The organism is Microbacterium sp. GXF0217, assembly GCF_054798195.1.
This window is the reverse complement of the sequence record NZ_JBSJZG010000004.1, coordinates 465,287-491,443: the sequence shown is the minus strand read 5'-3', so window position 1 is coordinate 491,443 and position 26,157 is coordinate 465,287. Positions and strand designations below refer to the sequence as shown.

The window sequence follows — 26,157 nt, the reverse complement described above, 5'->3', positions numbered from 1 at the left end:
TGCCGGCCGAGCGAGTCGGCGAGCATCGGCTCAGAGCGGGGCCTAGCCGAGAGCGACGTACGAGGACATCGTCCCGCCGGACGACTGCCAGACGTTGCCACTCAAGGTCGGAGCATTGGCTTTCGGGGCGATCACCGCGCAGGTGCTGTGCACCCTCTCCGGACCGAACACGTTTCCGGTGATGCTCGGATGCAGCGCCTGCGGGGTCTCTGCGATGTTGATCGTGCAGGCACCGCCCTGGATAAAGTTGTTCCGGATCGTGATCGCACCGAGCCGCGCCTTGCTCGTGTTCTGCGTGATCTGAACGGCGGCGTTGTGGGCTCCCTCGAGACGGTTGCCTTCGATGACGATCGATCCGCCCGCCTCGATCTGAATGGAATCGTCATGCGTCGGCGTTCCGCCTCGGAGAGGGTCACTCGTCCAGTGCGAATTGTCGTGGAGCCATGACGCCCGAACGGTGACATTGTTCCCGACGATGCGGATGGGGTCGACGACGTTATAGATCTCGAGTCGTGCGGCCGTGAAGTTCGAGCCGAAGATTCCATTCCATTTCGGGTTCTCGTAGGCCGCATAGAGCTCGGAATCCCGGATGATGAACGGCTCGTTCGAGTCCAGATTCGAGACGAGGCCGATGCTGCTGGGCGTCTGCCCGCCGACGATGCGCGAATTCTGGATCACGACGCCGGGTGCTTCGATCCGGATCGAGCCCCGTACTTCGAGCCCGTCGATGACGGTGTTCGCCTTCGTCACGACGAGATCGCCGTTGTGGATCTTGAGGGTAGTGCCGTCGGGGACGCCCGTCGTGTCAGCGCCGGGCACGGTGATCGCGGGGGTCACGGGGGCCACGGGGGCGGGCTTCGGGGCGGGCGTCGTCGGCACAGGCGCGGGGCTAGGTGTCGGAGCGGCAGAACCGGCGGCGACAGCCGCGACCTCGTCGATCGTCACCTTCAGCGCTTTGGCCGACTGCTGCGTGTAGAGGGTGAGACTGCTCCGCCCGGAGGACTTCAGCCGCTTGGACGAAGCATCAGTGGCTTTGATCGTCGTCGCAGACGCGGTTCCGATCCGAACGGTTGCCGCGAGGGCGACCTTGGAGGTGCCGGTCGCGGTCAGGGACAGGGTCAGCGTCTGTCCGGCTTTGAGCTTGGTTGGAATCTGCTTCGACGTCGTGAGCGCAGTCTGCGTCTGAGCGGTGCCGGTGCCGTTCGCTCGTTTGATCGTCACCATGACGATGCCCGTCGAGTGCACGCGGGCCTGGGCGACGTAGGCACCTTGCGATCCGACCCTGACCTGCGTCGAGGCGTATACGCTCTTCTGCGCTGCTGGAAGCGTGGTCAAGCGGAGCTTCGCCTGGGCTTTGACGTCCAGTGCGGCCTTATTGCTGATCGGTACAGATGTGGTCGATCCAGGGCGGATACTGACGCTCTGCGCGGCATCCGCACGCGCGGGGAGCATCAGCGATCCGATCACGACCGCGATGACGACCACCGCGATCCAGAGGGACCGGGCGGTATGTGGGGGATGCGCGTGCCGCGCAGGCGAGGCGAGATGAAGCTGGGGCATGGGGAAGTCGGGCCTTCTCGTCGGGGATACTGCTTCTGGCTGCGAACCCGATGGTCCAGCCCGAACGATGCCGATGGGGTCGACTCGTGCAGATACTGGAACCAACAAGGTTCTGTCCCTCCCCGAACGGAAACGATACCGTACTGAGATGAAAGGGCCCTGATGGCCGGCGCCAGCGCCTCTAAAGCTCCCCCGGCTTCATCGCCTCAGCGTCGATCGCCCGGATGATCCGCAGCGCCGCCGTGTCCGGCTTCGGCTCGGCTCCCGACTCGGCTCCGCTGGCTTCGCCATCCTCCCGCCGCACCCGCGAGCGCTTCGGTGCGTACACGACCAGCGAGTGGAACAGGAACCGGGCGAAGAACGCGACCACGAGCGAAATCGCGGTGGCGAAGACGCTGGAGATGTGCCACGTCTCCACCATGAGCGCCATGATCGGGATCCGCAGCGCCGCCTCGACGTTGTTGAACGCGAACGACGCCGCGAAGCGCGTGCCGATCCCCCGGGCATCCGAGCGCATGTCCGCGAAGACGAAGCGCTCCTGCAGCAGGAAATTGCCGATGATCGTCGCCTCGGCTCCGATGATCGCCGCCCAGACATAGGGCATCCCTGCGGTCGTCAGCAGCCACATGATGGCGAGGTTCGCGACGGCGCCGAACAACCCGATGAGGGCGAACAGCGACATCTTCCCGAACCGCAGTCTGGTCAGGTGCGCGACGAACGTCGCCCCCTGACGCAAGCTGGCCTTGGACGTGCCGTGTCGGCGTTCGGCGAACTCCATCGGCACCTCGGCGATGCGCACGTCGGATCGCGCGAGGATCTCGAGCAGGATCTTGAACCCCTGCGGCTGGAGCCCTGCCAGGTCGACGCATCGACGATCCACCAGGAAGAACCCCGTCATCGGGTCGGTGCTGCGCGAGAGCCGCCGAGGGAACATCGCCTTCGTCAACCAGGTCGCAGCCCGCGAGACGCCGAAGCGCACCGCCGTGCCGAGTCCCTGCGAATCCCCACCACCGATGTACCGCGACGCCGCCACGACGTCCGCACCACCGGCGGCATGCCGGTCGAGCATCACCGGGATGAGCTCGGGCGGATGCTGCAGATCCCCGTCCATCACGACGCAGATGTCCGCCGCGGCCTCCGACAGGCCGCGCACGACGGCACCGCCCAGGCCTCCGGTGTTGTGTTCACGGTGGATCACCCGCACGCGGAGCGCCGCGGATGCCGCGACCCGCTCGACCTCGGACGCAGTGTCGTCCGTGCTGTCATCGACGACCAGGATCTCCGCGCGACGCCCGGCGAGGGCCGCCCCCACGCGTCCGACGAGTTCGGCGATGTTGTCCCGCTCGTTGAAGGTCGGGACGATCACGGTGACGTCGAGTACCACGGGTCCCTCCCCCGGATGATGGATGTCGGCATCCATCGTTTCATGTCCGCCTATGTGCGCGCGCCATCAGTTCGCATCGAAGGGGTGCGCGCACGGACGCTGGTCGCTACACTGAGCGGATGCGGCTGTGGGAGCTGCTGACGGCCGTGGGGGCCGTCCTTCTGGGGAATCTGATCTGGGGAGATCATGGGGACGCGTATCGGCTATGCCGCTGGGGCTTTCGACCTGTTCCATGTCGGGCATCTGAATCTGCTCCGTCACGCCAAACAGCACTGCGACATCCTCGTCGCCGGCGTTGTCAGCGACGAGATGCTGCGCGAGGTGAAGGGGATCGAAGCGCTGATCCCCACAGCCGAGCGCGTGGAGATCGTGCGCCACATCTCGTTCGTCGATCAGGTGCACATCGAGACGACCCCGTCGAAGATGGATGCCTGGCGCGACGTCGGGTTCACGCACTTCTTCAAGGGCGACGACTGGCGCGGCACCGAGAAGGGAATGCGCCTGGAGAGCGAGTTCTCCTCCGTCGGAGTGGAGGTCGTGTACTTCCCGTACACCGCGCACACCTCGAGCACCGCGCTGCGGCGAGCGCTGGACGCCCTCACCGCGGGAGCAGTGCCGGCGCGGGCGGCGCAGCGCTAGCCGCTCACCCCTCCGGCGGGCCGCTCACATCGAGCAGGCTGCGTGCCATCTGCGCGACCCGGGGCGGCGTGTGCGGCCCGAGCCAGAGCGTCCACCCCGCCGCCGGCTCGTCGCTGCACGTCCACTCCACGCACCAGGCGTGCACAGCGGCGGCGAGCCGCTCGCCGCGCGTGCGCGACGTGAGGTCCTCACCGCGCAGCAGCCAGCGCACCGAGACCCCCTCCGGAACGTCGATGTGCCGCTGCTGCACCCGCGCGACCGCCTCGATCATGACGACGCCGTGCGCGTCCCACGGCAGCCGCGCGCAGATGCCGCGGATCCCTGCGACGTCGTGGACGTCCCCCGCGATCAGCACGGCGCCCTCGAGGTTCTCCCAGTCGGGGTCGTCCAGATGCTCGCATGCAGAAGTCACCCCTCGACTCTAGGTAAGGGTTACCTAACTTCGCAAGAGCGTGTCGGCCCTCGCCCAGCGACGGCGTCATATCCTGGATTCATGACCACCTCTCCCGAAGCTGATTCGATCACCCTGTTCGGCGCCGACTGGTGCCGCGACTGCATCCGCACCAAGAAGCAGCTCGACGAACTCGGCATCGCCTACACGTACGTCGATCTCGTCGCCGACCCGTCTGCGGCCGACGTCGCCAAGGAGATCTCCGGCCGCACGAACATCCCCGTCGTCGTCTACCCGGATGCTTCGCACCACGTCGAGCCATCGAACGCGGACGTCGAGTCCAAGCTGCGCGAACTCGCGCTGATCTGACCGCGGTCGCAGACGCGCTGGACACCCGGCCCCTAGGCTGAGAACACGCGACAGGGGAGGCGACGATGGCTTCGACGACGACCGCTCACGCGCTCGATGAAGACGAGCGCACCGAGCTGGATTCCACGATCACCGAGCTCGCCGACGGCGCGCGCACCTGGTCGCATCTGTCCGTCGCGCAGCGCGTCACGCTCCTGCGCGCCCTGCGCGCCTCCGTCGCGGCATCCGCCGACGAGTGGGCGAACACGGCAGCCGACTCCAAAGGGCTCCCCGGCGGGCACCCGCTGCGCGGCGAGGAATGGCTGAGCGGCCCGTACAGCACGCTCGGCGCTCTGGATGCCTGCATCGAGACGCTCTCGCGCATCGCCGACGGACGCAACCCGCTCGAGGGCGTGCGCATCGACCGCGCCCCCGGCGGACGCACGCGCGTCCACGCGTTCCCGCTGACCGGCACCGACAGGCTGCTGCTCTCCGGATTCACCGGCGAGGTCTGGCTCGAGCCTGGCGTCACTCCGCGACAGGTCCGCGCGGGCGCTGGACTCGGGCAGCGCGCCCCGCACGAGACCGGCGGCGTCGGACTCGTGCTCGGCGCGGGCAACGTCTCGTCCATCCCCGTGCTGGACGTGCTGTACGAACTCCTCGCTCATAACCGCGTCTCGCTGCTCAAAGTGAACCCGACGCAGGACCCGCTCGTGCCGGTCTTCGAGCACGCGCTGGCACCGCTCATCGAACCGGGCTTCCTGCGGATCGTACGCGGAGGCCCTGACGTCGGCCGCTACCTCACGGCGCACGAGAGCCTCGAGCACGTCCACATCACCGGCTCGGCCGCGACGTTCGACGCGATCGTCTGGGGCACCGATGCCGCGGGCAGGCGCCGCCGCCGCGAGAACCGCCCGCTCCTGAAGAAGCCCATCACGGCCGAGCTCGGCGGCGTCTCGCCCATCATCGTCGTGCCCGGCGAATGGACGGATGCCGATCTCGCGTTCCACGCCGAGCACATCGCGACCATGCGCCTGCAGAACAGCGGGCACAACTGCATCGCCGGCCAGGTCGTGATCCTGTCGCGCGATTGGGCGCAGCGCGAGCAGTTCCTCATCGCCCTGCGCCACGCGTATGCCAAGGCCCCGGAGCGGCCCGTCTGGTACCCCGGCGCGGACGCCCGCATGGCGCAGGCCGGCACCGACTACCCGAACGCCCTCGCCCTCGGCGACCGGGTGCTCGTCGAGATCGGCGACACCGACGATGCAGAAGCGCTCGAGACGACGGAGTACTTCGCCCCGGTGCTCGGCGTCGTCGACCTGCCCGGCAGCGGTCAGGACTTCCTGGATGCAGCGGTGCAGCACGCGAACGAGAAGATGCAGGGCACGCTCGGCGCGAATCTGCTCATCGACCCGGCGGCCGAGCGCGCCCTCGGCGCCGGTTTCGAGCGCGCCCTCACGGCACTGCGCTACGGCTCGATCGCCGTGAACGCGTGGACCGCGTTCGGATTCATCACCCCCACTCTGACCTGGGGCGCCTTCCCCGGCGGCACCATCCAGGACGTCGGCAGCGGCATCGGCGTCGTCCATAACGCGCTGCTGCTCGACCGCGTGGAGCGCTCGATCGTCCGCGGCCCGTTCCGCCCGTTCCCGCGGTCACTGCCCGGAGCGAACGGAGGCGGACGCTTCACGATCCTGCCGAAGCCGCCGTGGTTCGTCACGTCCCGTACCGGCGCCCAGGTCTCCGAGGGCCTGACGCGCTTCCGCGCGACCGGATCCATCGCGGTCCTCGCGAAGACTCTCCTCGCGGCGCTGCGCGCCTGATCCACGGCCGCCCGCGGAGCGAAGACGGCCGAGCACCCCGTCAGTCGTCGGCGAAGAGATCCGTCGCGTCGCGGAGCGCGCGCTGGATCCCCGGTTCGGATGCCGCGTGCCCGGCATCCTCGACGATCACGAACTCCGCCTCGGGCCACGCCCTGTGCAGGTCCCACGCGGTCATCATCGGCGTGCACACGTCGTAGCGCCCCTGCACGATGACGGCGGGGATGTGCCGGATGGCGTCGACGCCACCGATCAGCTGCCCTTCGGCGAACCACCCCCGGTTCACGAAGAAGTGGTTCTCGATCCGGGCGAACGCGACCGCGGCATCCGGCTCCGTCATGCGATCGACCGTGTCGGCATCCGGGTGCAGCGTGATGGTCGACGCCTCCCACGTGCTCCAGGCGACGGCGGCCGGAACGTGCACCGCCGGGTCTGGGTCGGTGAGCCTGCGGTGATAGGCCTCGATCATCCGATTGCGTTCGAGCACGGGGATCGGCGCGAGGTAGGCCTCCCAGAAGTCGGGGAAGAGCGCGGCAGCCCCGCCCTCGTAGAACCATTCGAGCTCGGCGCGACGCAGCGTGAAGATTCCGCGGAGGATCAGCTCGGTCACGGCATCCGGATGCTTCTGCGCATACGCGAGCGCGAGCGCACTGCCCCACGATCCGCCGAACACCTGCCACCGGTCGATGCCCAGGTTCCTGCGCAGCAGCTCGATGTCGGCGATGAGATGCGCGGTCGTGTTGAACCGCATGTCGACGCCGGGAGTGCTCGCGTGCGGCGTGCTGCGCCCGCAGCCGCGCTGGTCGAACAGCACGATGCGGTATTTCTCCGGGTCGAAGAACCGGCGGTGCCATGCCGCAGTGCCGCCGCCGGGTCCGCCGTGCAGGAAGACGACGGGCTTGCCCTCCGGGTTGCCGCTGACCTCCCACGCGACGCGCTGACCGTCGCCGACCAGCAGCACGCCGCTGTCGTGCGGCTCGATGGGCGGATACAGCGCCTCCAGGTTCATCGTCTTCGCCCCCCGGGTCTCGTGCGTACGACGTCGATTCACGCTACCGCGTGGATCACCCGGCTTCGAGCTGGCTGTCCGGCACGGCGAACGTGTCGCAGACGCCGAGGCCGTTCTGGTAGCCGTTCGCGAACCAGAACTGGCGCTGCGCACTGGACCCGTGCGTGAACGACTCGGGGTTCGAGAAGCCCGACATCTCCTGGATGTGATCGTCGCCGACCACGAGCGCGGCGTTGAGCGCGTCCTCCAGCTGCGTCTCGGTCGGGGCCTGCAGGTACGGGTCGCCGTCGGCGTCGGTCGCCTGCGTCATCTCCCCGATCCATGCGCCGGCGTAGCAGTCCGCCTGCAGCTCGGTGCGCACGCCGTTGCTCGCGGGACCTGTGCCGTTGTTCGGGTACTCCGCCATGACCCCGGTGATGTTCTGGATGTGGTGACCCCACTCGTGCCCGATGATGTACAACTGGGCCAGGTCGCCCGCCGAGGCGCCGAACTGCTGCTGCATGACGTCGAAGAAGGTCGGGTCGATGTAGACCGTGGCATCGGCGGGGCAGTAGAAGGGCCCGACCGCGTTGGATGCCGTGCCGCACGCCGTGGAGGTCTGGCCGTCCACGACGATCATGCCCGGCTCGGTGTACCCGTTCACGTGCTCTGCCCAGTACTCGTCGAGCGCCACCTGCGATCCGGCGATGCGACATTCGACCTTGGCGTTGGCATCCGCCCCCGTGTCGCATTCGTCGAGCGTCCCCTCCGACGAGGACGAGCCCTGATCCCCCGTTCCGCCGCCCAGGAACGGGGAGAGGTCGATCTCGCCACCGGAGAGCAGGCTGACCACGAGCACGGCGATCGCGCCGAGGCCCACCGCTCCGCCGCCGGCGATCGCCGCCGTGCGGCCGCGGCGCCTGGTGCGGTGACCGGAGATGTCCGCATCGGGGTTGAACGTCATGGAACCGAGGGTAGCGCGCGGCGTAGTCTCGGGGCATGACCACCACGATCACCATCACGGGCGCTGGCGGACAGATCGGCTACGCCCTGCTGTTCCGCATCGCCGCCGGAGATCTGCTCGGCCCGGACGAGAAGGTGCGGCTGCGGCTGCTCGAGATCCCGCAGGGGCTGAAGTCCGCCGAGGGCGCGGCCCTCGAGCTGCAGGACGGCGCGTTCGGACTCCTCGAGGATGTCGAGGTCACGGATGCCGCGGCCACCGCCTTCGCGGGCTCCGACCTCGCCCTCCTGGTGGGGGCGCGTCCGCGCGGGCCTGGAATGGAGCGCGGCGACCTGCTCGCGGCGAACGGCGGCATCTTCGGCCCGCAAGGCGCGGCCATCGCCGAGAACGCGGCGCCCGGCGTGCGCGTCACCGTGGTCGGCAACCCGGCGAACACGAATGCGCTGATCGCCGCGGCATCCGCAGACGGCGTACCGGCGGAGCGATTCAGCGCTCTGACCCGGCTCGACGAGAACCGCGCGCGAGCGCAGCTCGCTCTCGCGCTCGATGCGCCGGTCGCGTCCGTCCGCCGGGTGCCGATCTGGGGCAACCACTCGGCCACTCAGTTCCCGGATGTCTCGCACGCCACCGTGGACGGCCGCCCGGCATCCGATGCCCTGGCCGAACGCGTCGGCGACGTGACCGCGTGGCTGGAATCGACGTTCATCCCGCGGGTCGCGAAACGCGGAGCAGAGATCATCGAGGTGCGCGGTTCGTCGTCGGTGGCCTCCGCGGCGAACGCCGCGATCGACCACGTGCGGGACTGGGTGCACGGCACCGACGACTGGACCAGCGCCGGAGTCGTCTCGCACGGCGAGTACGGGGTCCCCGAGGGTCTGATCTGCTCGTTCCCCGTGCGCTCCGTCGACGGCGCATGGCAGATCGTGGAAGGTCTGGAACCGGATGCCTGGGCGCAGGCGCGCATCTCGGCATCCGTCGCGGAGCTCGCCGACGAGCGGGAGGCGGTCCGCGCCCTCGGATTGGTGTGACGACGCCCGCGAGCAGGGCAGAATGGGACGCGGAGGTGCACCGATGCGCGAGACGACAGACCTGACGACGGGTGCCATGCACATCGGCGGCACACTGACGAGTCCGGTGCATCTGCCGCACGCGGCGGCCGAGTGCCCGAAGTGCTTCACCGAGCTGCAGCAGAACCACGACTGGTGGCACGCGCGTCCGAGCGGATCACGCCTGGTCGGACTGGTCGTGGCCCGCGACGGCATGCCGTCCGTGGTGACCCAGCGCGAAGAGCTGACCCGCTTCGGTGTCCCGATCGAGGGATTCCGGCATCCGGCTCCGGAGATCCTGGAGACCTGGAGCGACCGGCTCGCCCGCTTCATCTCGACGCTGAACAAGGGCGACGTCCTCGTCGTCGCGAACGTGCACGCGCTCGGTCGCGACCGGGACGAAGAGACCCGCACGGTCGCCGAGCTGCGCCAGCGCGGCATCATGGTGAAGGTGCTGAGTCAGGATTCCCGGCACCTCGCCGACGCGATGCGCTGATCGCCGGTCAGTCCCGTCGGGGTCAGTCCCCGTCCGGGTCGGGCTGGTCGCGGAGGGTCTCGTCGTCCAGCAGGGGCAGGTCGGCACGCGTGACGACCTGACTCGTGACGGCGTATTCGACCAGGCGTGCTCGGCGGTTGGACGCCAGCTTGCCCGGGCCGCCGCGCAGCCCCTGCACACCCATCCGATCGAGCTTGTCGCACACGTTGTCGAGCTTGCGGTTGAACTTGCTGATGGTCCAGCCGAGGCGCTTGGCCGCCGCGCTCGACGAGGGGAGCTCGTTCATGCTGACCCCCTCCCGTCGCAGCATCGGCTCGGCGAGCGAGAGGATGAGCTGCTTCTGCAGCGGGGTGAAGTGGGCGGGCATGACCGTCGTCTCGCCGCTCATGGACGCCTCGACCTGACGTGACACCTCGTAGGGAGCCTGCTCGGTGTGCAGGTTGAGTTCGTAGGTCACGGGTCCTGCGGTGAACACGATCACGCTGCGTTCGAAGACGAGCGGCATCCGCGCCCCTGGCGACAGCCAGGACTGAACGGCACCACCCGCACTCGAGACAGTGGCCGCCAGGCGTACCCCGATGTTCGCGAGCCACCACAGCCCGTGGCGGTACTGGAGTTCGAGAAAGTGCCGATGCAGATACGGGTTGTCGTCGATGTCGAGGTCGCCGTCGCGACCGATGATGAAGGAGCGGTCCGCCGGGATGTCGTGCCATTCGCCGGCGAACTCCAGACGCAACGGCACCGGCTGCCGATCGTCCGCCACCCGGTCGACCTGATCGGTCTCCGGCGCAGGTGTCGTTTCAGTCACGTGAGGCCCCCTCGGCACCTATCCTGCCACGGGGCCGTGTTCAGGTGAACCGGGGGCGCAGTTCCTCGCGGATCGCATCGATGTTCGAGGGCGTGACCTGCCAGCGAGTGACATCGGTGTCCTCGAACGTGACCTCGTAGTTCCCGGTGGCGCGATCGAACTGAATCAGGATCTTCACCGGAAGCGCATCATCAGGCTGGAAATACGACTCGAGGTACGCGGTGACCGCCGGCTCGATGCGCGTCGGTCGCGCCGATGTTGCGGACGGTGCACCCTCGGCCGAGTACACGTAGCCGTAGGAGCCGCTCAGCTCGCCGCCACCGAACTCCAGGACCATGGCGAACGACGTCCAGTCATCACCGACTCTTCGCATGTTCTCAACGAGGGAGCGGACGAGGCCGACAACGGGTTCCACTGACATGAGTCGATCCTATTCGTTCGGTGCTTGCGGGATGTCCCGGTTGGGGATGCGCGGGAAGCTCTGCTCGTGGTCGTTCCGGAACACGTGCGCGTGGTCGCGTACCACTTCACCCGTGTTCGGGTTGGTGACCGTGTACTCGACCTCGAACTTGTCCGGACGCACGGCACCGGGCGGGTGGACTCCGATGTCGTAGTTGACCTCGTAGCCCTTGTTCACCCAGTCCGCCCATTCGTTCTCCATGGTCTTCCACGGGCCGCGGTTGAGGTTCGACGCCTGCGGGGCGATCCCCTCATCCGGTGTGTCGCCGTAGAAACGATGCGCGCCGAGATGCCCGCCGTCATCGGTGCTGTGACCGAGATTGCCGACGTCCGTCGCATTGTCGCCGCGATCGCCGCCACCGAAGTCCTCGGTGATCGTTCCGCGTTCGGAGATCGGGCGACCGTTGTCGGCGAAGTGCGTCGCCTTCGAATTGCCGCCTCGGGTGGTGACCACACCGTCATCGAACCGGTCGACGTCGTTCGTGCCGTTCCGGTTGCGCGTCTGGCGCTTGCCGTGCCCGCGGAACATGTCGGCGAGCTGGCGGACATGGACGGGCAGCCCGTCGAGGGAGTCCTTCATCGGACGGATGATCGCGTCACCCACTTTGGCCATGATCAGTCTCCCGTCAGGTTCAGGCCGCCGAGGTCGGCGAACAATCGATCCGTCAGCGACTCGACATCGCTGGCGTGCATCTCCATCTCGCCTTCCGCCTGCTCGAGCGCCTGCAGGTCGGCGTAGAACTCGTCAGCGTCTCCGACGACCGCTTCGACGATCGGAGCATCCAGCGCCGCCATGATGGCGCCGGGGATCTCCTCGGCGAGCGGGGTGATCACCATCGGGAGGATCTGCTCGAGCGCCTGCTCGATGGCGATGTCGACCGCGACGTTCAGCAGCTTCTTCTTGAGCAGCAGCATCGGACCGGCTCCCAGGGCCGTGATCGGGTTCGTCAGCATGCCGACCAGCGTGATCATGGTCGTCGTCACATCCGCGATCACCTTGATCTTCAGCCCGAGGACGACATCGGCGCCGACGTCCATCCCTGTCGGGACCGGGCCGAGCAGCTCCAGGAGCCTGTCGAGGTTCTGAGAGCGATTCGCGTTCCACGCGGCGACGTAGGACGGGCCGGCCTGCCCGCGCATCGCGGCCGCGAGATCGCCGTTGACCTTGCGATCCATGACCAGGAGCTTCTGCTCGAGTTCGTCGCGGAAGACCCGTACGATCTCCGCTCCTCGGCGCAGCTCGTCCTCATCCACATCTGGCCACTCGAAGCCGAGCTTCTCCATCACCCAGATCAGCTCGTCCGGCAACATCATTCCCACGATCGCACCCCCTTGCGATGACGATACGGAGGTAATGACGGCAACACCATGGGCAGGACTCCCCATGTCCCGCGCCGGATGCAGTTCTTCACTCGCCGGGGACGTCGATCTCGATGCTCACGAAGCGGGAACCCGGTATCGGCGTGACCTTCACGGTCGCGTCGTCGAGCGAACCCGCGTCGAGCCCGAACCGAGCGGCGATCTCGGCGTTGCTCATGCCCTCCAGCACGGCGGTCTCGCTCGCCGGGGCGAGGAACCGCGAATCCCCCTGGCCGGTCCTGCCGTACTTGTCCGGGTCGTCCTGCCCGATCGCATCCTCGTAGAGCTCCTCGACCGCCTGCTTCCCGGCCTTCTTGGGAATGCCCTTGACCTCGTCCCAGATGTCCCCCGGAGTCTCCCGGACGGCCTGGCCGACGGCCCCTCCGAGATCGCGCGCCGGGTCGTAGTCCGGGTCGCGATGCCGTGGCGTCTTGCCCGACAGCTGGTACTCCCGTCCGCGGGTGACGTCCTCGAGCATGTCGTACTTCTTGGCGTGCGACGTCGGTGCGTCCGCCCGGTGCTTCGGCACCTGGTCGGCTCCCCGGCGATCGACGCCGCGGATGGCGTCCGCGTCCGCCCTGTGCTTGCCGCCGCGCTTGCGGAACGCGCCGGAGAAGCCCTTCTTGAACTCGTGACCGGCGCCGTCCACGGCATCCATGATGTCGCGCATGACCTTCTTCATCGACATGGGTCAGTCCCCCGAGATCTGCAGGTTGGCGAGGTCGGCCAGGAGCCGGTCGGTGAGGTCCTCGACGTCCGCGGCGTGCGCGTCCATGTCGTCCGCGGCCTGATCCAGCGCCTCGAGATCGGCGAAGAGCTCGCCGACGTCTCCGATGTTGTCCTCGACCACCGGGGAGTCCAGCAGCGCCATCGCGAGGCCGGGGACCTGATCCACGAGCGGTTCGACCGCGAGCGGCAGCACTTCGCCGATGACCTTCTCCAGCGTCGCCTCCATGAGCATCGAGAAGAGCTTCTTGCGCGCCAGGATCAGCAGCGCTGCGCCGCCGGCGCCGAAAGGACCAGCGGCGAGCAGCGGGACCAGCTGGACGAGAGTGAGCGTGACCTCGGCGATCACCTTGACCTTCAACGCGAGCACGATCTCGGCGGCGATGTCGATGCCGACGGCCGCGGGCCCCAGCACGTCGAGAAGCTGCTGCACGTTCTCGGAGCGGGTGCGGTTCCACGCCGTCACATGCGCCGCGCCGGTCTGCCCCCGCATCGCCGCGGCGATGTCGCCGTTGATGCGACGATCCGCGGTCTGGACGAGCGTCTCCATGTCGTCGCGGTAGCCCCGCACGAGCACGGCGGCCTTCTGCACCTCATCCTCATCGATGTCGGGCCACTCCAGACCCATCTTGTCCATGATCCAGATGAGTTCGTTCGGCAGCATCATTCCCACGGCGTTCACCTCCGGGTTCGACGCTAGCCAGGACCCGTCGAGGGCGCGATGGGGAGATCAGCCCATGGACGCGCCGCGGCTCAGCCGCGCGGCGGCTCGCCCGGCACGAAGTATCGCGCCGGCGACAGGCCGGTGCGGATGATCGCGTCGCCGCCCGCGTCGAGGAACTGATCCATGGTGGCGACGCTGAGCGCACCGGACGGGTCGGCGACGATCACGTTGTCGACCACGGGAAGCAGGGACGCCGTGCCCTTCGGCCACGCGGCGAACGTCGTCGTCGCCCCGTTCTCGAGGACCCGGATCTTCGGATCGATGTAGCGCACGTCAGGCCGCTGCAGCGCCGCGGTCTGCGCCTCGTACGCGCGCACGCTGAACAGCCGCAGCACGCGCTCGATGCGCATCTCCAGGGCGGGGAACCTCTCGAACCAGTCGAACGGCGCCCAGCCGTCCGCGGTCAGGACGATCGGATGCGCAGACACCAGCGGTCCTTCCGCCTCGAACAGCGCCTCGGCCAGATCCAGCACGCGTCCGACGGCCGCCTCATCGTCCGCTCCGACGATCGCCAACCGGTCACGCGACAGCACGAACACCACAGGGTCGCCGTCCAACGGCACCGCGGTCAACCGCGCGGGGTCCACCAGCACGGCGGCCGCCAGCGACTCGTCGGCGACGAGGACCACGCCGTCGACGGCATCCGGAATCGTGCCCGCCGAGGCGATCGCCGCGGTGACGGCGTCGCCGAACGGACGAGACCACGCCTGCGCCTCGCCCTGGGTGACCGCAGCGCCGGTGGCGGTCGCCGTCAGGCCGACGAACACCTCGCCGCCGATGTACTCCACGCGCGGATGCGCTTCGCCGGGCGCTGTGATCGACAGCACCCCGAGCTCGCTCGCCCCGTACACGCGAGCGGTACCGCTCGCCTCGACATTCCCGAACGCGCTCGTCACGATCCCCGACCTTCCGTCTTGTGCTCTGCCAGGCTACTTCTCAACGGTCGTCCGGTTCCCGAACGCCGCGGTGCCGCGCGTGATCGAGCGCGCGGGCGAGGTCGTCCGCGGTCCAGGCGACATCGATGCCCGAGATCTCCGCCTCGGACCGCCGTTCCCACACCCAGCTCGCGGGGACGACGTGCAGGGACAACGTCAGGTTCCCGACGGTCTCGTCCCCGGTCCAGACCAGGACGACGCCGAAGGTCGACCTGAACACCCACCACACAGCGCGGGTGGCACCGGCATCCCGCAGTGCCCGTGCGTAGGAGGCGACGGAATCGCTGCCCTGGCGTTCCAGGTCGACGGCGATCTGCTGGCCCTGTTCGTGCTCGCACTCGGATCGGATGCCGTCGGCGAAGATCCGCATCCGCCGCTGCTCCTCACGCGGGTCCCGCCCCCGCGCGACAGGGGTGCGCTGCAGCACCAGCGGCAGCACCTGCGCCTGCCCGCGTGCGATCACCGGGATGCCGGCCTGAACCTGACTGCTGTCGAGAATCGCATCGATGGCCTTCATCACGCCCCGATCCGCGAGCGGGATCCGCCATCCGTCAGCCGGCGATCGATCCGGTTCCGAGCGGTTGCCCTGCGCCGCGCAGCGGTCCGCGTGGGCAAGCGCCGCCTGGACGGACCCCGGACCGAACCTGTCCACGTCCGCAGGTGCCGACGCGGCGACGATCGTGCCCCAGCCGCCGAACGACGGCACGGGCGACTGCATATCCGCGATCGGCACGCCGGTGACCTCACGGACGTCATCGTCAGCAACCGGAGACGACACGGTCACCACGAGCACGCCATCCGTCGAGAACTCCTGCGTCACCGTCACCAGACGGATGAACGGCACCCGGCCGCCGGGGTCCCCGTCCGGGTAGAACAGATCGATGGTCTCGCGGCAGAACAACCCGCCGTCGGCCTGCCGCTCCCACGTCACCTGACGAAGAGGCGTCTTGTGCTCGTTGTAGAACGTCAGCGAGAACCGATGGCTGCCCGCAGAGACGGAAAGGGCCCACGACGGCGGCTCGCCTGCAGGGATGACGAAGATCCCGCGTCCTTCATCGTAGAGCCGCGTCGCGATGTCGACGTCGTAATAGGCCTCGTCCTCCGGCTGATCGCCGAATGCCTCCAGCCGGTAGTACTCGAAGTGCTTGGGATAGCGGTACACCTGCGAGACGCCCTCGCTCACGACCCGAACCTGAACGCGTTATCCCATTGGCCCCAGTTCCCGCCTGCCGAAGGGTCGGCCGCCGTTGCACCCGGGTGGGTGGTGAACACGACTTCGGGTATGCCGTCGGGCAGGTAGCCGCCAGGAATCCAGTACACCTCGTGCGCGCCGCCCTCGTTGCCCGAGGGAAGGCCATAGCCGCCCGCCTGCAGTTCTCCGAGGGTGAAGTCCGCCCGCGTCACAGCGACGGGGACGTTGTCCGCGTCGACGAAGAAGTTCTCGCCGAGCCCGAGCATGACGCCGAGCTGCTGCGGCGTCTCCGCCTCGGCGATGATGCGATCGACCTCGGACTTCGGGAACACGAACGTGGTCCCCGCGTTCCCTGGCCCGTAGCGGTCGAGATTCTTGTTCGTGTAGAACCGAACCCCGCCCTCACTGAAGAGCTCCTTGTGTTGTGCGATGTAGTCGCCCGTCAGGTAGTCCTGCGGGTCGGGCCTGCTCCCCTTGGGCGTATCGACGATGCTGTCGGGAGTGATGTCGGTGTCGTTGCGCCATGCCGTCTGGAGGGGGTGCGTCACATCGGCGGAGTCGAGGTTCTGCACCTCGCTCGTGTTCCGCTTGTGCGCCGAACCGTGCTTGCGGAACATCTCCGCCAGTTGCCGCACGTGCACCGGCACACCGTCCATCGAGTCCTTCAGCGATCGAACGACCGGTCCCATACCCATCTTCAGTCCCCTCCGAGGTTCAGGCCTGCCAGATCCGCCATGAGGCGGTCGGTGAGGCTCTCGACGTCTGCCGCGTGCTGCTCCATGTCGCCCTCCGCCTGCTCGAGCGCCTGGAGGTCCGCGTAGAACTCGTCGGGATCACCGGCGACGGCCTCGACCACCGGCGAATCCAGAGCTGCCATGATCACGCCGGGAAGCTGCTCGGCGAGCGGCTCGATCACCATGGGAAGCACCTGGTTGAGCACCTGCTCGACGGCGATGTCCACTGCCGCGTTCAGCAGCTTCTTCTTGATGATCAGCATCGGCCCCGCACCGGCGGCGGTGATCGGGTTCGTCAGCATCGCCACCAGCGTGATCATGGTGGTCGTCACGTCCGCGATGACCTTGAGCTTCATGGCGAGCACCGCCCCCGCAGCGATGTCGACTCCTGTCGGCACCGGGCCGAGCAGGTCCAGCAGGCTCTGCAGGTTCTGGGACCTGTTCGTGTTCCACGCGCTCACGTACGCCGGGCCGGCCTGGCCGCGCATCGCGGCAGCGAGGTCGCCGTTGACCTTCCTGTCCATGACCTGGATCTTCATCTCCAGCTCATCGCGGAACAGGCGGACGATCTCACCGCCACGACGCAGTTCGTCCTCATCGATGTCCGGCCACTCGAACCCGAGCTTCTCCATCACCCAGATGAGCTCATTCGGCAACATCATTCCCATACGGCGCAACCTCCTCGAGAACTCTACGGCCAGTGGCTGGACGGCCGCGATGGGGAGAACAGCCCATGGTCAGAAGACGCGCGCCTCGTGCCCGAGTCGGGCGGCCAGCTCGACGATGGCCACGGCATCCCCGGGCTTCACGACGACGAGAGGGAACGCGTCCGAATCCTCCTCGAGGTACACGATGCGCAGGTCGTGCGGCGCGAGCAGCCGATCGGCGGCGGCGATCGCCGCCGGCAGCTCATCGATGTCGGCGACCGACCCGAGGTCGACGGACGTGCGGAACACCCGCGGCAGGCCGGCCAGCGCATCCACGAGTTCGGACCCGAGGTCCTGCGTGTCCAGGTAGGCGAGCGCTCCGGCGTCGTCCAGGCCGTCGATGACGGCGAGCCACGGGTCGCCGTCGGGCTCGTCCGCGGCATCCGCCACCGCGGCGAGCAGCTCAGGGTCGTCGTCGAGCAGCCGGCACAGCCGGGCCCAGTCCCGCACTGTGCCACTCACGGGACGACCGCCCACTGCACGGCGCCATAGGTCAGCGGTGCCGCAGCGCCGTTGCGCGGCGCGATGCCGGTCACATCCTTGTCGACGATCGTGATCCTCGGATTCACCGCAATCGGCAGCGCGACAGCCGCGCGGACGATCGAGGCCTCGATGCGCGCGAGCACTTCTCTCGCCTCGTAGACATCGGTGGTCTGCGCGAGCTCGGTGATCAGGGCATCCCGATCCGCATCCGCACTGCCGGTGAGGGATGCCGAGCCGCCGCTTCCCCACTGCACGGCGATCTGCTCCGGCGTCCGCGGGATCGGGACCCGCGCGATCACGGCATCCCATCGCCCCTGAGCGAGCGCCGCGCTGTAGTCGTCGCTGCCGCAGTCGATCGCGTTCCAGCCCGACTCCGCCGCGCTCTCCCGCATCGCCGCGAACGCGCCGGTCGCGAACTCGCTGCGCCGGTCGTACAGCACGCAGACGGCTGCGCCATCGGGGACGCCGGCGAACTGGCGCTGCTGCGCCGGATCGTCTCCGGGGTCGCCGAGCAGCTCTGCGAACCCGGAATCCTCGTTGAGGATGTCGTACGCGCGCGAGCCGGGGGCCGCGACCATCGCGGTGCTCGCGGTGTAGGCCGACGCCCACTCCCCTGCCCCCCGATCGACCATCGGGCGCACCGGCACCGCGTGGATGAAAGCGATCCTCGCCCGCTCCTCGGCGAAGACGCCGGCGGGCTTCAGCAGCACGCTCCAGAGCGTGCCGTCGTGGTTCGTGGTGACCGTGAAGTCCTTGCGCTCGAGCTCGTGGATCGGGGCCCTGTTGGACGAGGTGGGCGCGACCTGCGCGACGTCGAGCACCTGACCGATCGCTCCCACCGGGTCGTCCCCCGGCGGCACGAGGTCGATCCGGGCGATCTGCGGCGTGATCGCGCCGCGATAGGCCGCGTTGGGTACGAGCGTCACGCTCTGCCCCGTGTCCTCGTTGACGATCTCGTCGATCGTGAACGGGCCGCTCGAGATCAGCAGATCGACGGGGATGTCGGACGGATCCGTGAAGGCGAAGCCGGTGTTCCACACCTCGGCGATCTTCTCCAGCGCTGCGGTGTCGGCGTCCTCGATCGCCTCGATGACCGCCTGCTTCGCCTCCATTGCGTCGTCGATGCCGAACGCGCGCTGGCCGACGACGTGCGCGGGGACGGGCACAGGGACCGCCTGCTGCCAGTCGATGTCCGGCTGCGGGAAGGTCACGTCGATCGCGCGGGCGAACTCGTCGACGGCAGGCGTCTCCTCGGCGAGCTGCGGCTCGACGGGAGCCTCGGCATCCTCCGGCTGCGTCGGGAAGTACCCGGATGCTCCGGCCCAGCCGAGCAGCAGATCGGCGGCGTCGAGCGGGATGCCGTCCGACCAGGCGGGCTCCGCGAGGTCGTAGCGGACCGTGAACGGGTCGTCGCTGACGATGCTCGCCGTGCCGAAGCTCTCATCGGGGACGAACTCGCCGTCGACCACGTCGCCGAAGCCGGCGCGGATCATCTCGGCGACGTCGACGTTCCCGGATGTCGGAGCAGCCGCCGCGTTGGTCGACGTGACCTCGCCGGCCCAGCCCACCGTGATCGCTGATCCGGGCACCACGGTCGCCGGCAGCGCGGGCGCGCAGGCGGCGAGACCTGCCGCGAGCAGCACGATGAGGGATGCCGCGATCCGGCGATGCGCCCTCATGACCTCGCCGTCACGCGTAGTCGGTGCCGTCGTCGGCTTCGGCGGCCATCTCGCGGTACGGCTCGCTCTCTTCGCTCTCCAGCCACGCACGCGCGTGCTCCAGCAGAACGGCGGGAGACTCCTCGGCCTCCTGCGCCGAGCCGAACGGCCCGAGGGTGTCCTCCGACGGGCGCTCGTCGGCGCGCACGACGGTCTGAGTGCTCAGGTTGTACCAGTAGGGCTGCGAACCGCTCATCAGCGCTCTCCTCCGCTCGTCTTGGTGATTCTATGCGAAAGGTCGTGGCGCCTGTCCCCCCGAACAGTCGCCACGACCTCCCTGACAGCGGTGCGGCTCAGCCGCCGGCGAGCTCCGCGTCCTTGTCGCGGATCGAGTCCGCCATGCGGTCGAGCGCGTCGGCCATGTCGTTGACGGCCTCGGCGGCGTCGTCCAGCGACGAGGTCAGCTCGTTGTACGCGGTCGAGTACGCGTCGGACGCGTTCTCGGTCTTGAACCCGTCCTGCACGAGGTCGTCGATGACCGCCTGCAGCTCCTTCAGCGTGTCGGTGACGGTGCTGCGGCCGTCGCGGAGGCGCGAAGCCGCGCTCTCCATCTCGCTGTATGTTGCCCCGAAATCATGTCCGGCCATGAGAACCGCCTCCCAGCGTTCGTCGTCTTCAGGCCCTGCGGCCTCTTACGTCGAGGTTAGCCAATGAACGCCGAGGGGCATACGGGGAGAACTACCCATGGGAGTTCTCCCCATGCCGTCAGCTGCGGGGCGTCGTGTCCGCGACGAACGGCATCTGCATGGTGACCGCGCGGCCCGCCTGCACGAAGATTCCGCGGCCAACGGGGAAGTCGCTCCGCTTGACGCGGCCGAACGGCGACTTGAAGATCGACTCGCCGTCGTATGTGTCCGGCTTCAGCACGATGCCCTGACGTCCGCTCTTCCATTCGCCCAGTACACCGATGCTGCCGCTGGCTCTGGTGATCTCGGCTTCGCCGACGAGCAGGTGGTCGCTGTTGTTCATCGCCTGCAGCAGCGCGCGCATCGGCCGATCAGCCGGCCCGTCCGCGAGGTGCGGGATGTCCTCGATCACGATCATGATCCGCTGCCGCTGCGCGTCGCTCACGACCAGCTCCGCGAGCTCGGCCGCGAGCTCCTTCTCGTCCTCGGCCTTCGTGGCGCTGCGCACCCAGGGGCGGAAGTCCTTGAGCTCGGCCCTCCGGCTGCCGAAGTGATACAGCTGCACGTTCGGATCGAAGCGCTCCATCGCGACGACGAGCGCCTTGAGCGCGTTCGTCTTGCCGGATGCCGGGGGTCCGGACACCACGAACGATCCGATCGGCTCGAAGCCACGAGGGGCGAGCGTGTCGTCCGCGACGCCGAACACCGGCATCCGGTCGACCTGGGCGGGCATGTCCGCCACCGGGACCATGGTCGGAAGCGCACCGATCTCGGGCAGGTCCCGCACGCCGGCCTCGCGCAGGCGATCGCCGAGGGCGGCGAGCGCCTTCGTCTGCTCGACGGCGTTCGAGGTGCCGCCGAGCACGGCGATCTGCGCCTCGTGTCCGTCGATGACCGCACGCCCGGGCGCCGACTGCTCGTCGAGCACGTCGCGCGGCACGCCGAGCAGCATGTACTGGCTGGGGTCGCCCATGCGCAGCACGACGCGGCGCGAGATGTTCGACGCCACGGCGCTCGGCACCGCGTTGCCGCGGTCAGCGGTCATGACCACGTGCAGGCCGAGGGTGCGGCCCTCACCGAGGATCCGCATGAAGATCCGGTAGAACGGCCCGCGTCCCGGCGCCATCTCCCAGTCCTTCTTGAACTCGGGATAGTTGTCGATGAGCAGCACGATGCGCGGCATGTTCGCGTCGGCGAGCTCTCGGTACTCCTGGACGGAGCCCGCGCTGGCCGAGGCGAAGGCGGCGGAGCGGCGGTCCATCTCACGATCGAGCGTGCGGAACAGGCGCTGGATGCGTTCGGCATCCGCTCCGTCCACCACCGAGCCGACGTGCGGAAGCGCGGACAGCGCGGACAGCGCTCCGGAGGCGAAGTCGAGGCAGTACACCTGCACCCTGCCCTTGTCCGGCCGCATGCCTGCGGCGGTGCCGATCGTCTTGAGCAGCGTCGACTTGCCCGACCCGGAGGTGCCGTAGATCACCAGCGAGCCGTCGCGGTCCGGCGAGAACACCGCGGGCTGCTGCAGCTGCTTCTCCGGGACGTCGACGAGCGCGATCGGGATGCGCGTGTCGCCCTCGTTGGGCAGATCGCTCAGGTCGACGAGCGGCGACAGGTCGTCGAGCCAGGGGCGCCGCGGACGGGGCAGCCCGGCGGCGGCGCTGGCCTTGATCAGCGTCGAGACGATGCGCTTCTGGTCGTTCGGGCCGAGATCCTCCTCGTGCACGTCGGACTCGGCGAGGCCGTCGGCCTCCCACTCGCTGGTCGCGCCGAAGCGGAGCTCGGCGACCCGCACCTCTGCGACGGCCGCGTCGTCCTCGGTCGTCCACCCGCCCGCGTAGGCGGACTGGAACGGGACCAGGCGCCCAGGGCCGGTCTTCGCGATCGCACGGCCGGGCAGCGCTGGCGAGAAGCTCGCCGCGATCGGGTCGTCCACGACATCGCGCGAATCGGACTCGTCGGCCATGCGCAGCGCGATGCGCAGGTTGGTGTTCGCCCGCAGGTTGTCCTTGATGACGCCGGCCGGGCGCTGGGTCGCCATGATGAGGTGGATGCCGAGCGAGCGTCCGCGCTGGGCGATGTCCACCACGCCGTCGACGAAGTCCGGCATCTCGGATGCCAGCGCCGCGAACTCGTCGATCACGAGCACGAGGGCGGGAGGGGTCTCCGGGTCCTGGCGCTTCTCGAGCTCGAGGAGGTCCTTGGCCTTCTTGCGGTTGAGCAGGTGCTCGCGGTGCTGCAGCTCGGCCCGCAGGCTCGTCAGCGCACGCCGCACCAGGTGCGGACTGAGGTCGGTGACGAGTCCGACGCAGTGCGGCAGCTCGACGCAGTCCGCGAACGCGGACCCGCCCTTGTAGTCGACGAACAGGAACGTGACGCGGTCGGGGCTGTGCGCTGCGGCCATGCCGAGCACCCAGGCCTGCAGGAACTCCGACTTGCCGGCACCCGTGGTGCCGCCCACGAGCGCGTGCGGTCCGTGCGTGCGCAGATCGAGTGCCATCGCGTCGCTCGGTCCCTGTCCGATGATCGCGCGCAGCGTCCCAGACTTCTTCATGCGCGGGCGCGGATTCGCCGAGCGGTCCAGGATCGTGTTGTTCTGCCGCCAGCGCTCGATCACGACGCGCGGGTCCTCGGCGATCGCCGGATCCACGAGCTGCAGGAACATGACCGCGGTCGGGATGTCGGACGAGTCGTGCACGACCGTGCTCGCATCGACCACCGGCGCGAGGCGTCGCGCGAGCATGTGCATGTAGGCGTTCGACACGCCCTCCACGCGGACGTGCTCGAAGTTCTCGCCGTTGCGGACGAGCCCGACGGCGGCATCCTCGAGCCCGGTGGTGACGTCGATGTAGCTGCGGCACACCGCGGGCAGCGATTCGACGGTGGGCGAGACGAACACCGCGTGCACGCCGTGATCCGCGCCGCGCTCGAGCACGTCGGTCAGGCGCCCTCGATCGACCGGGGCGTCGCTCGTCACGAACACGATGACGGACACCGTCGGCGTGCTCTTGTGCTCGCCGGCCGCGCGCGACACGTCCGTGCCGTACAGGATCGGGTTCCAGTCCTCCTTGAACGGGCCGCGCGGTTCGCCCACGCCCTCGGCCGCGGCGGCACGAGCGACGTACTCCTCGAGCGTGCTCAGCAGCGCCGCGCCGGTGGGCGCCGAGTCGGCGAGAGCGACGTCACGAAACGGGCTGCGCTCGCTGGAGGTGTGCGGCATCCACTTCAGCCAGTCCAGCTCCGGCGTCCAGGCGGAGTCGGCGAAGGCGACGGCGACGACGTCGTTCGGGGCGTGCAGACCGAACAGCTGCACCGCGATCCCGCGCATGGTGTCGGCGACTGGCGCCTGCGGTCCGGCGATGCCGATCGAACCGGCGTCGGCAAGCGCGTCGTACACCGGCACGTCGTCCACGAAGGCGTAGCGGTCCCGCAGCCGGTCGATGCGGTCGATGAACTCGGGCAGGCCCTCCGGGGCATCCGCGTCGTCGATCCGGTTGCGTGCGGGCAGCCGGCTCGCGCCGAGCCGCAGGCCCAGGAAGTTCCAGTGCTCCGGACGTCTGGTCCACAGCAGCGGGCCGAGCCTCATGGCGTGATCGAAGACCTCGGCCACGGGCGGCGCTTCGGCGTTGCGCGCCAGCTCCTCTTCGGGCTTGCCGCGGAAGAAGTCCTCCTCGAGCTGCTCGTGCTGCCGCTCGAAGAGCAGGAACTCGTGGTTGGTGCTCTTCTTACTCTGCACCGACTGGTTGATGATGTTGCCCAGCGCCATCAGCGGCGTCATGACGATCATGAGCAGCGTGCGGGGGTTCTCCGTCATGGTGTACAGCGCCACGCCCATGAGGATCGGCGCGACGAGGATCGGCCACGGGAACATCTTGCCGATCTTCTCGGTGGGCAGCCGCGGCGGCTTGAACAGGGTCCCGGGGTAGCGCACCTCGACGCGAGGGCTGCGGTTGAACAGCAGGCCGCCGCCGCGTTCGATGATCGGATCCTCGGTCGTCGATCCGTCGAACGATCGCGCGAGGCGGAGCACGAGCGTGGTGCCGCCGATCACGAAGGGCTCGCCCTCTTCGACGCGCACGCGCTGCACGGCGACGCCGTCGACCAGCACCCCGTTCGCCGAGTTCAGGTCGACGACCTCGATGTGCGTACCGACCTCGAGACGCGCGTGCCGCTTGGACACCATCGGATCGGCCAGCACGACGTCGTTGTCGACGTCACGGCCGAGGAACACGTGTCCGGTGCTGATCGGGAACTCCTGGCCGGCGAGCGCTCCGGCCGTCGCCACGAGGACGCCGGCGCTCTCGCGCCGATTCGCGCCGGCGAAGTCGGGCCCGTAGTTGAGGATGGATGCCGCGAAGCCGGAGCCGACTGCGGCCTCGCCGATCGGGACGTCGGGCTGCAGCGGGACCAGCCGCTCACCCGTCGGAGGAGCGACGGCCAGCGTGAGCACGTCGCCGTCGGCGACCGGGGTCGAGCGCGCCGGGTCGGCGGCCGCGACGTGGCGGGCGACATCGCCGGCCGTCGCGGTGGAGTCGGTCGTGATCACGATGTCGACGGGGTCACCACCGGTCGGGCGGTGCAGCGTCAGCTTGAGCCTCATGCGTATTCCTCAATCCCGCTGGGCTCGCCAGCGCACATCTGTTCGCTCACGGTCACACCCGTACGACGGACGCGACACGGTCGCCGAGCCGGATCACGTCGCCATCCGTCGTCAGGACCGGGATGCCGGCGGCGACGGCGTACTCGACACCGGCTCTGACGAGCCCGGATCCGTTGGTCGAGCGGCAGTCGACGATCTCGAGCCCGCCGTCGACGGGACGCACCAGCAGGTGCGTCTTGGACAAGGAACGGCTGTCGTCCGCCAGCGCGATCGGTCGGGCGCCCGGATGCCCTGCCGCGTCCGGGTTGCGTCCGAGCAGGACCGGCTCGGACACCAGGATGCTCTCGCCGGTGTCGAGCCGCAGCCCGAAGCGCGCCGCGGGCATGCGGTGCGCGGGAGCGGACGGCGACTCAGGGGCGGGCTGGGCGGGCTGGGCCGCGGGGGCGGCGGGTTGCGCAGCCGGTGCAGGTGGGGCGCCCGTGGCCGACTGCGGCGCAGCCTGCGGTGCGGGTGCGGGCGCGGGCGCGGGCGTCGACGGGGGACGCGGCGAGGACGACGGCATCCCGGTCTGCGGGAGCAGCGGCGCCGGCGCGGACGCCGGCTCGCCGCGGTAGCCGCCGAGCACCGGCTTGCCCGTCTCGATCTGCACGGACTCGGACGACGCCGGCGCGAGGCCGACCTCCGGGCGCTCGTTCGCCGCGTACGGTCGGGCGACGCCGAGCACGCCGGCGCTGATCCGGTTGCCCGGACGGTAGGCGGACCGGGCATCCGCCGCCGCGTGCGTCGCCAGCGAGGGCAGGGTCGTGCGGCCCTTCGTCGGCTCCGCCTTGACCATCTTGCGTGCGACGCGCATGCGCTTCTCGTCGTAGGGGTTCAGCCCGCGACGCGCGTCCACCAGCCAGACGCCGGTGGCTTTGTCGTGCCATCCGCGTCCGCGGCCCTCCGGGTCGAACGTCGGCGTGCTCAGCAGCAGCGCAGGCCCCAGCACCGGGACGATCCCCGAGGCGCTGAAGATCAGGAAACGCAGCAGCACCGCCCCGACGCCCGGGCGTTCGAGCGTGCGCACGTTGACGCTGCGGATGCCGGCGATCGCCTTGCCGATCGTGCGTCCCTGCCGCCCGTGCAGCACGAGCTGAACGATCAGGAAGACGAGTGACAGCACGGTCGAGACGCTCGCCATCACGACCGCCAGGAGGAAGCTCGGATGATTCAGGAAGCCGTACGGCGAGATCGAGCCGGTTGCGAGCTTCAGCAGCAGCGGCACCGCTCCGAGCCACATCGGCAGCTGCAGCAGCATCCAGAGGACGACGTCGCACACCAGGGCGAGGCTGCGCCGACCGAACGGCGCGCGCAGCAGGCCGAGCGCCGCGGCGTACGCGGGATCGGGCCGCCCTACGGAGTCGAGCCCCTCGATCGCGGGTCCGCTGTCGTCGATCTCCCAGATCATGCCTTCGGA

General features: G+C 69.0%; 26 protein-coding genes. 5 read left to right on the top strand and 21 right to left on the bottom strand.

Annotation, left to right across the window (positions count from 1 at the left end):
- Positions 1-42: 42 nt before the first annotated feature.
- Complete coding sequence (locus tag ACWAT3_RS11425) at positions 43-1,560, bottom strand: hypothetical protein (protein ID WP_460798506.1); 1,518 nt, start codon at positions 1,558-1,560, stop codon at positions 43-45.
- 181 nt (positions 1,561-1,741) lie between these two features.
- Positions 1,742-2,980 carry a glycosyltransferase gene (locus ACWAT3_RS11420; protein WP_460798504.1) on the bottom strand — a complete coding sequence of 413 codons (1,239 nt, stop codon included), beginning with the start codon at positions 2,978-2,980 and terminating at the stop codon, positions 1,742-1,744.
- Positions 2,981-3,130: 150 nt separating this feature from the next.
- On the opposite strand from ACWAT3_RS11420, the gene ACWAT3_RS11415 reads away from it, so the two are divergent.
- Positions 3,131-3,583 carry an adenylyltransferase/cytidyltransferase family protein gene (locus tag ACWAT3_RS11415; RefSeq protein WP_460798503.1) on the top strand — a complete coding sequence of 151 codons (453 nt, stop codon included), beginning with the start codon at positions 3,131-3,133 and terminating at the stop codon, positions 3,581-3,583.
- A gap of 4 nt (positions 3,584-3,587) precedes the next feature.
- On the opposite strand, the gene ACWAT3_RS11410 is transcribed toward ACWAT3_RS11415, so the two are convergent.
- Positions 3,588-3,995 (bottom strand): SIP domain-containing protein, encoded by a 408-nt coding sequence (locus ACWAT3_RS11410; protein WP_460798502.1) that lies wholly within the window; start codon positions 3,993-3,995, stop codon positions 3,588-3,590.
- Between the two features lie 81 nt (positions 3,996-4,076).
- On the opposite strand from ACWAT3_RS11410, the gene ACWAT3_RS11405 reads away from it, so the two are divergent.
- Positions 4,077-4,343: a glutaredoxin family protein gene (locus ACWAT3_RS11405; protein WP_460798500.1), complete on the top strand. Its 267-nt coding sequence runs from the start codon at positions 4,077-4,079 to the stop codon at positions 4,341-4,343.
- Positions 4,344-4,408: 65 nt separating this feature from the next.
- The gene (locus ACWAT3_RS11400; protein ID WP_460798498.1) at positions 4,409-6,145 is read left to right on the top strand and encodes an aldehyde dehydrogenase family protein; all 1,737 of its coding nucleotides are present in this window, start codon (positions 4,409-4,411) and stop codon (positions 6,143-6,145) included.
- Between the two features lie 40 nt (positions 6,146-6,185).
- Here ACWAT3_RS11400 and pip read toward each other — a convergent pair whose 3' ends face one another.
- Positions 6,186-7,151, bottom strand: a complete 966-nt coding sequence (gene pip / locus ACWAT3_RS11395; RefSeq protein ID WP_460798497.1) for a prolyl aminopeptidase — start codon at positions 7,149-7,151, stop codon at positions 6,186-6,188.
- Positions 7,152-7,206: 55 nt separating this feature from the next.
- A complete protein-coding gene (gene ypfJ, locus ACWAT3_RS11390; RefSeq protein WP_460798495.1) occupies positions 7,207-8,094 on the bottom strand; it encodes a KPN_02809 family neutral zinc metallopeptidase in 888 nt (295 codons plus the stop codon).
- Positions 8,095-8,129: 35 nt separating this feature from the next.
- On the opposite strand from ypfJ, the gene ACWAT3_RS11385 reads away from it, so the two are divergent.
- Positions 8,130-9,119 carry a malate dehydrogenase gene (locus tag ACWAT3_RS11385; protein ID WP_460798494.1) on the top strand — a complete coding sequence of 330 codons (990 nt, stop codon included), beginning with the start codon at positions 8,130-8,132 and terminating at the stop codon, positions 9,117-9,119.
- Between the two features lie 43 nt (positions 9,120-9,162).
- Positions 9,163-9,633: a recombinase family protein gene (locus ACWAT3_RS11380; protein WP_460798492.1), complete on the top strand. Its 471-nt coding sequence runs from the start codon at positions 9,163-9,165 to the stop codon at positions 9,631-9,633.
- A gap of 22 nt (positions 9,634-9,655) precedes the next feature.
- On the opposite strand, the gene ACWAT3_RS11375 is transcribed toward ACWAT3_RS11380, so the two are convergent.
- The 16 genes from ACWAT3_RS11375 to ACWAT3_RS11300 form a co-directional block, all read right to left on the bottom strand.
- On the bottom strand, positions 9,656-10,375 hold the full coding sequence (locus ACWAT3_RS11375; protein WP_460798592.1) for an FHA domain-containing protein: 720 nt from the start codon (positions 10,373-10,375) through the stop codon (positions 9,656-9,658).
- Positions 10,376-10,481: 106 nt separating this feature from the next.
- Complete coding sequence (locus ACWAT3_RS11370; RefSeq protein WP_460798490.1) at positions 10,482-10,862, bottom strand: hypothetical protein; 381 nt, start codon at positions 10,860-10,862, stop codon at positions 10,482-10,484.
- A 9-nt stretch (positions 10,863-10,871) separates the two neighbouring features.
- Positions 10,872-11,513: a DNA/RNA non-specific endonuclease gene (locus tag ACWAT3_RS11365; protein WP_460798489.1), complete on the bottom strand. Its 642-nt coding sequence runs from the start codon at positions 11,511-11,513 to the stop codon at positions 10,872-10,874.
- A gap of 2 nt (positions 11,514-11,515) precedes the next feature.
- A complete protein-coding gene (locus tag ACWAT3_RS11360) occupies positions 11,516-12,214 on the bottom strand; it encodes a hypothetical protein (RefSeq protein ID WP_460798590.1) in 699 nt (232 codons plus the stop codon).
- A gap of 94 nt (positions 12,215-12,308) precedes the next feature.
- Positions 12,309-12,947 (bottom strand): hypothetical protein, encoded by a 639-nt coding sequence (locus tag ACWAT3_RS11355; RefSeq protein ID WP_460798488.1) that lies wholly within the window; start codon positions 12,945-12,947, stop codon positions 12,309-12,311.
- Between the two features lie 3 nt (positions 12,948-12,950).
- Positions 12,951-13,652, bottom strand: a complete 702-nt coding sequence (locus ACWAT3_RS11350; protein WP_460798589.1) for a WXG100-like domain-containing protein — start codon at positions 13,650-13,652, stop codon at positions 12,951-12,953.
- Between the two features lie 86 nt (positions 13,653-13,738).
- Positions 13,739-14,605, bottom strand: coding sequence for a DUF1444 domain-containing protein (locus tag ACWAT3_RS11345; RefSeq protein ID WP_460798486.1), 867 nt, complete (start codon positions 14,603-14,605; stop codon positions 13,739-13,741).
- A gap of 40 nt (positions 14,606-14,645) precedes the next feature.
- A complete protein-coding gene (locus ACWAT3_RS11340) occupies positions 14,646-15,827 on the bottom strand; it encodes a hypothetical protein (RefSeq protein WP_460798485.1) in 1,182 nt (393 codons plus the stop codon).
- A complete protein-coding gene (locus ACWAT3_RS11335) occupies positions 15,824-16,531 on the bottom strand; it encodes a hypothetical protein (protein ID WP_460798484.1) in 708 nt (235 codons plus the stop codon). Before ACWAT3_RS11335 ends, ACWAT3_RS11340 begins: the two co-directional genes overlap by 4 nt.
- 2 nt (positions 16,532-16,533) lie before the next feature.
- Positions 16,534-17,238, bottom strand: a complete 705-nt coding sequence (locus ACWAT3_RS11330; RefSeq protein WP_460798483.1) for a WXG100-like domain-containing protein — start codon at positions 17,236-17,238, stop codon at positions 16,534-16,536.
- A gap of 69 nt (positions 17,239-17,307) precedes the next feature.
- A complete protein-coding gene (locus ACWAT3_RS11325) occupies positions 17,308-17,739 on the bottom strand; it encodes a DUF6630 family protein (RefSeq protein WP_460798481.1) in 432 nt (143 codons plus the stop codon).
- On the bottom strand, positions 17,736-19,439 hold the full coding sequence (locus tag ACWAT3_RS11320; RefSeq protein ID WP_460798480.1) for a periplasmic substrate-binding domain-containing protein: 1,704 nt from the start codon (positions 19,437-19,439) through the stop codon (positions 17,736-17,738). Before ACWAT3_RS11320 ends, ACWAT3_RS11325 begins: the two co-directional genes overlap by 4 nt.
- A gap of 10 nt (positions 19,440-19,449) precedes the next feature.
- A complete protein-coding gene (locus ACWAT3_RS11315; RefSeq protein WP_460798479.1) occupies positions 19,450-19,674 on the bottom strand; it encodes a hypothetical protein in 225 nt (74 codons plus the stop codon).
- A gap of 97 nt (positions 19,675-19,771) precedes the next feature.
- Positions 19,772-20,065 (bottom strand): WXG100 family type VII secretion target, encoded by a 294-nt coding sequence (locus ACWAT3_RS11310; protein WP_376178963.1) that lies wholly within the window; start codon positions 20,063-20,065, stop codon positions 19,772-19,774.
- Positions 20,066-20,183: 118 nt separating this feature from the next.
- Positions 20,184-24,701: an FtsK/SpoIIIE domain-containing protein gene (locus ACWAT3_RS11305; protein ID WP_460798477.1), complete on the bottom strand. Its 4,518-nt coding sequence runs from the start codon at positions 24,699-24,701 to the stop codon at positions 20,184-20,186.
- 52 nt (positions 24,702-24,753) lie between these two features.
- The gene (locus tag ACWAT3_RS11300) at positions 24,754-26,148 is read right to left on the bottom strand and encodes an RDD family protein (RefSeq protein WP_460798476.1); all 1,395 of its coding nucleotides are present in this window, start codon (positions 26,146-26,148) and stop codon (positions 24,754-24,756) included.
- Between the last annotated feature and the right edge of the window lie 9 nt (positions 26,149-26,157).

Excerpts from the sequence above, each read along its gene's own strand:
- ACWAT3_RS11425 (WP_460798506.1), bottom strand. The coding sequence starts at position 1,560 with ATGCCCCAGCTTCATCTCGCCTCGCCTGCGCGGCACGCGCATCCCCCA.
- ACWAT3_RS11420 (WP_460798504.1), bottom strand. The coding sequence starts at position 2,980 with ATGGATGCCGACATCCATCATCCGGGGGAGGGACCCGTGGTACTCGAC.
- ACWAT3_RS11415 (WP_460798503.1), top strand. The coding sequence starts at position 3,131 with ATGGGGACGCGTATCGGCTATGCCGCTGGGGCTTTCGACCTGTTCCAT.
- ACWAT3_RS11405 (WP_460798500.1), top strand. The coding sequence starts at position 4,077 with ATGACCACCTCTCCCGAAGCTGATTCGATCACCCTGTTCGGCGCCGAC.
- ACWAT3_RS11400 (WP_460798498.1), top strand. The coding sequence starts at position 4,409 with ATGGCTTCGACGACGACCGCTCACGCGCTCGATGAAGACGAGCGCACC.
- pip (WP_460798497.1), bottom strand. The coding sequence starts at position 7,151 with ATGAACCTGGAGGCGCTGTATCCGCCCATCGAGCCGCACGACAGCGGC.
- ypfJ (WP_460798495.1), bottom strand. The coding sequence starts at position 8,094 with ATGACGTTCAACCCCGATGCGGACATCTCCGGTCACCGCACCAGGCGC.
- ACWAT3_RS11385 (WP_460798494.1), top strand. The coding sequence starts at position 8,130 with ATGACCACCACGATCACCATCACGGGCGCTGGCGGACAGATCGGCTAC.
- ACWAT3_RS11380 (WP_460798492.1), top strand. The coding sequence starts at position 9,163 with ATGCGCGAGACGACAGACCTGACGACGGGTGCCATGCACATCGGCGGC.
- ACWAT3_RS11370 (WP_460798490.1), bottom strand. The coding sequence starts at position 10,862 with ATGTCAGTGGAACCCGTTGTCGGCCTCGTCCGCTCCCTCGTTGAGAAC.
- ACWAT3_RS11365 (WP_460798489.1), bottom strand. The coding sequence starts at position 11,513 with ATGGCCAAAGTGGGTGACGCGATCATCCGTCCGATGAAGGACTCCCTC.
- ACWAT3_RS11360 (WP_460798590.1), bottom strand. The coding sequence starts at position 12,214 with ATGATGTTGCCGGACGAGCTGATCTGGGTGATGGAGAAGCTCGGCTTC.
- ACWAT3_RS11355 (WP_460798488.1), bottom strand. The coding sequence starts at position 12,947 with ATGTCGATGAAGAAGGTCATGCGCGACATCATGGATGCCGTGGACGGC.
- ACWAT3_RS11350 (WP_460798589.1), bottom strand. The coding sequence starts at position 13,652 with ATGATGCTGCCGAACGAACTCATCTGGATCATGGACAAGATGGGTCTG.
- ACWAT3_RS11335 (WP_460798484.1), bottom strand. The coding sequence starts at position 16,531 with ATGGGTATGGGACCGGTCGTTCGATCGCTGAAGGACTCGATGGACGGT.
- ACWAT3_RS11330 (WP_460798483.1), bottom strand. The coding sequence starts at position 17,238 with ATGGGAATGATGTTGCCGAATGAGCTCATCTGGGTGATGGAGAAGCTC.
- ACWAT3_RS11320 (WP_460798480.1), bottom strand. The coding sequence starts at position 19,439 with ATGAGGGCGCATCGCCGGATCGCGGCATCCCTCATCGTGCTGCTCGCG.
- ACWAT3_RS11315 (WP_460798479.1), bottom strand. The coding sequence starts at position 19,674 with ATGAGCGGTTCGCAGCCCTACTGGTACAACCTGAGCACTCAGACCGTC.
- ACWAT3_RS11310 (WP_376178963.1), bottom strand. The coding sequence starts at position 20,065 with ATGGCCGGACATGATTTCGGGGCAACATACAGCGAGATGGAGAGCGCG.
- ACWAT3_RS11305 (WP_460798477.1), bottom strand. The coding sequence starts at position 24,701 with ATGAGGCTCAAGCTGACGCTGCACCGCCCGACCGGTGGTGACCCCGTC.
- ACWAT3_RS11300 (WP_460798476.1), bottom strand. The coding sequence starts at position 26,148 with ATGATCTGGGAGATCGACGACAGCGGACCCGCGATCGAGGGGCTCGAC.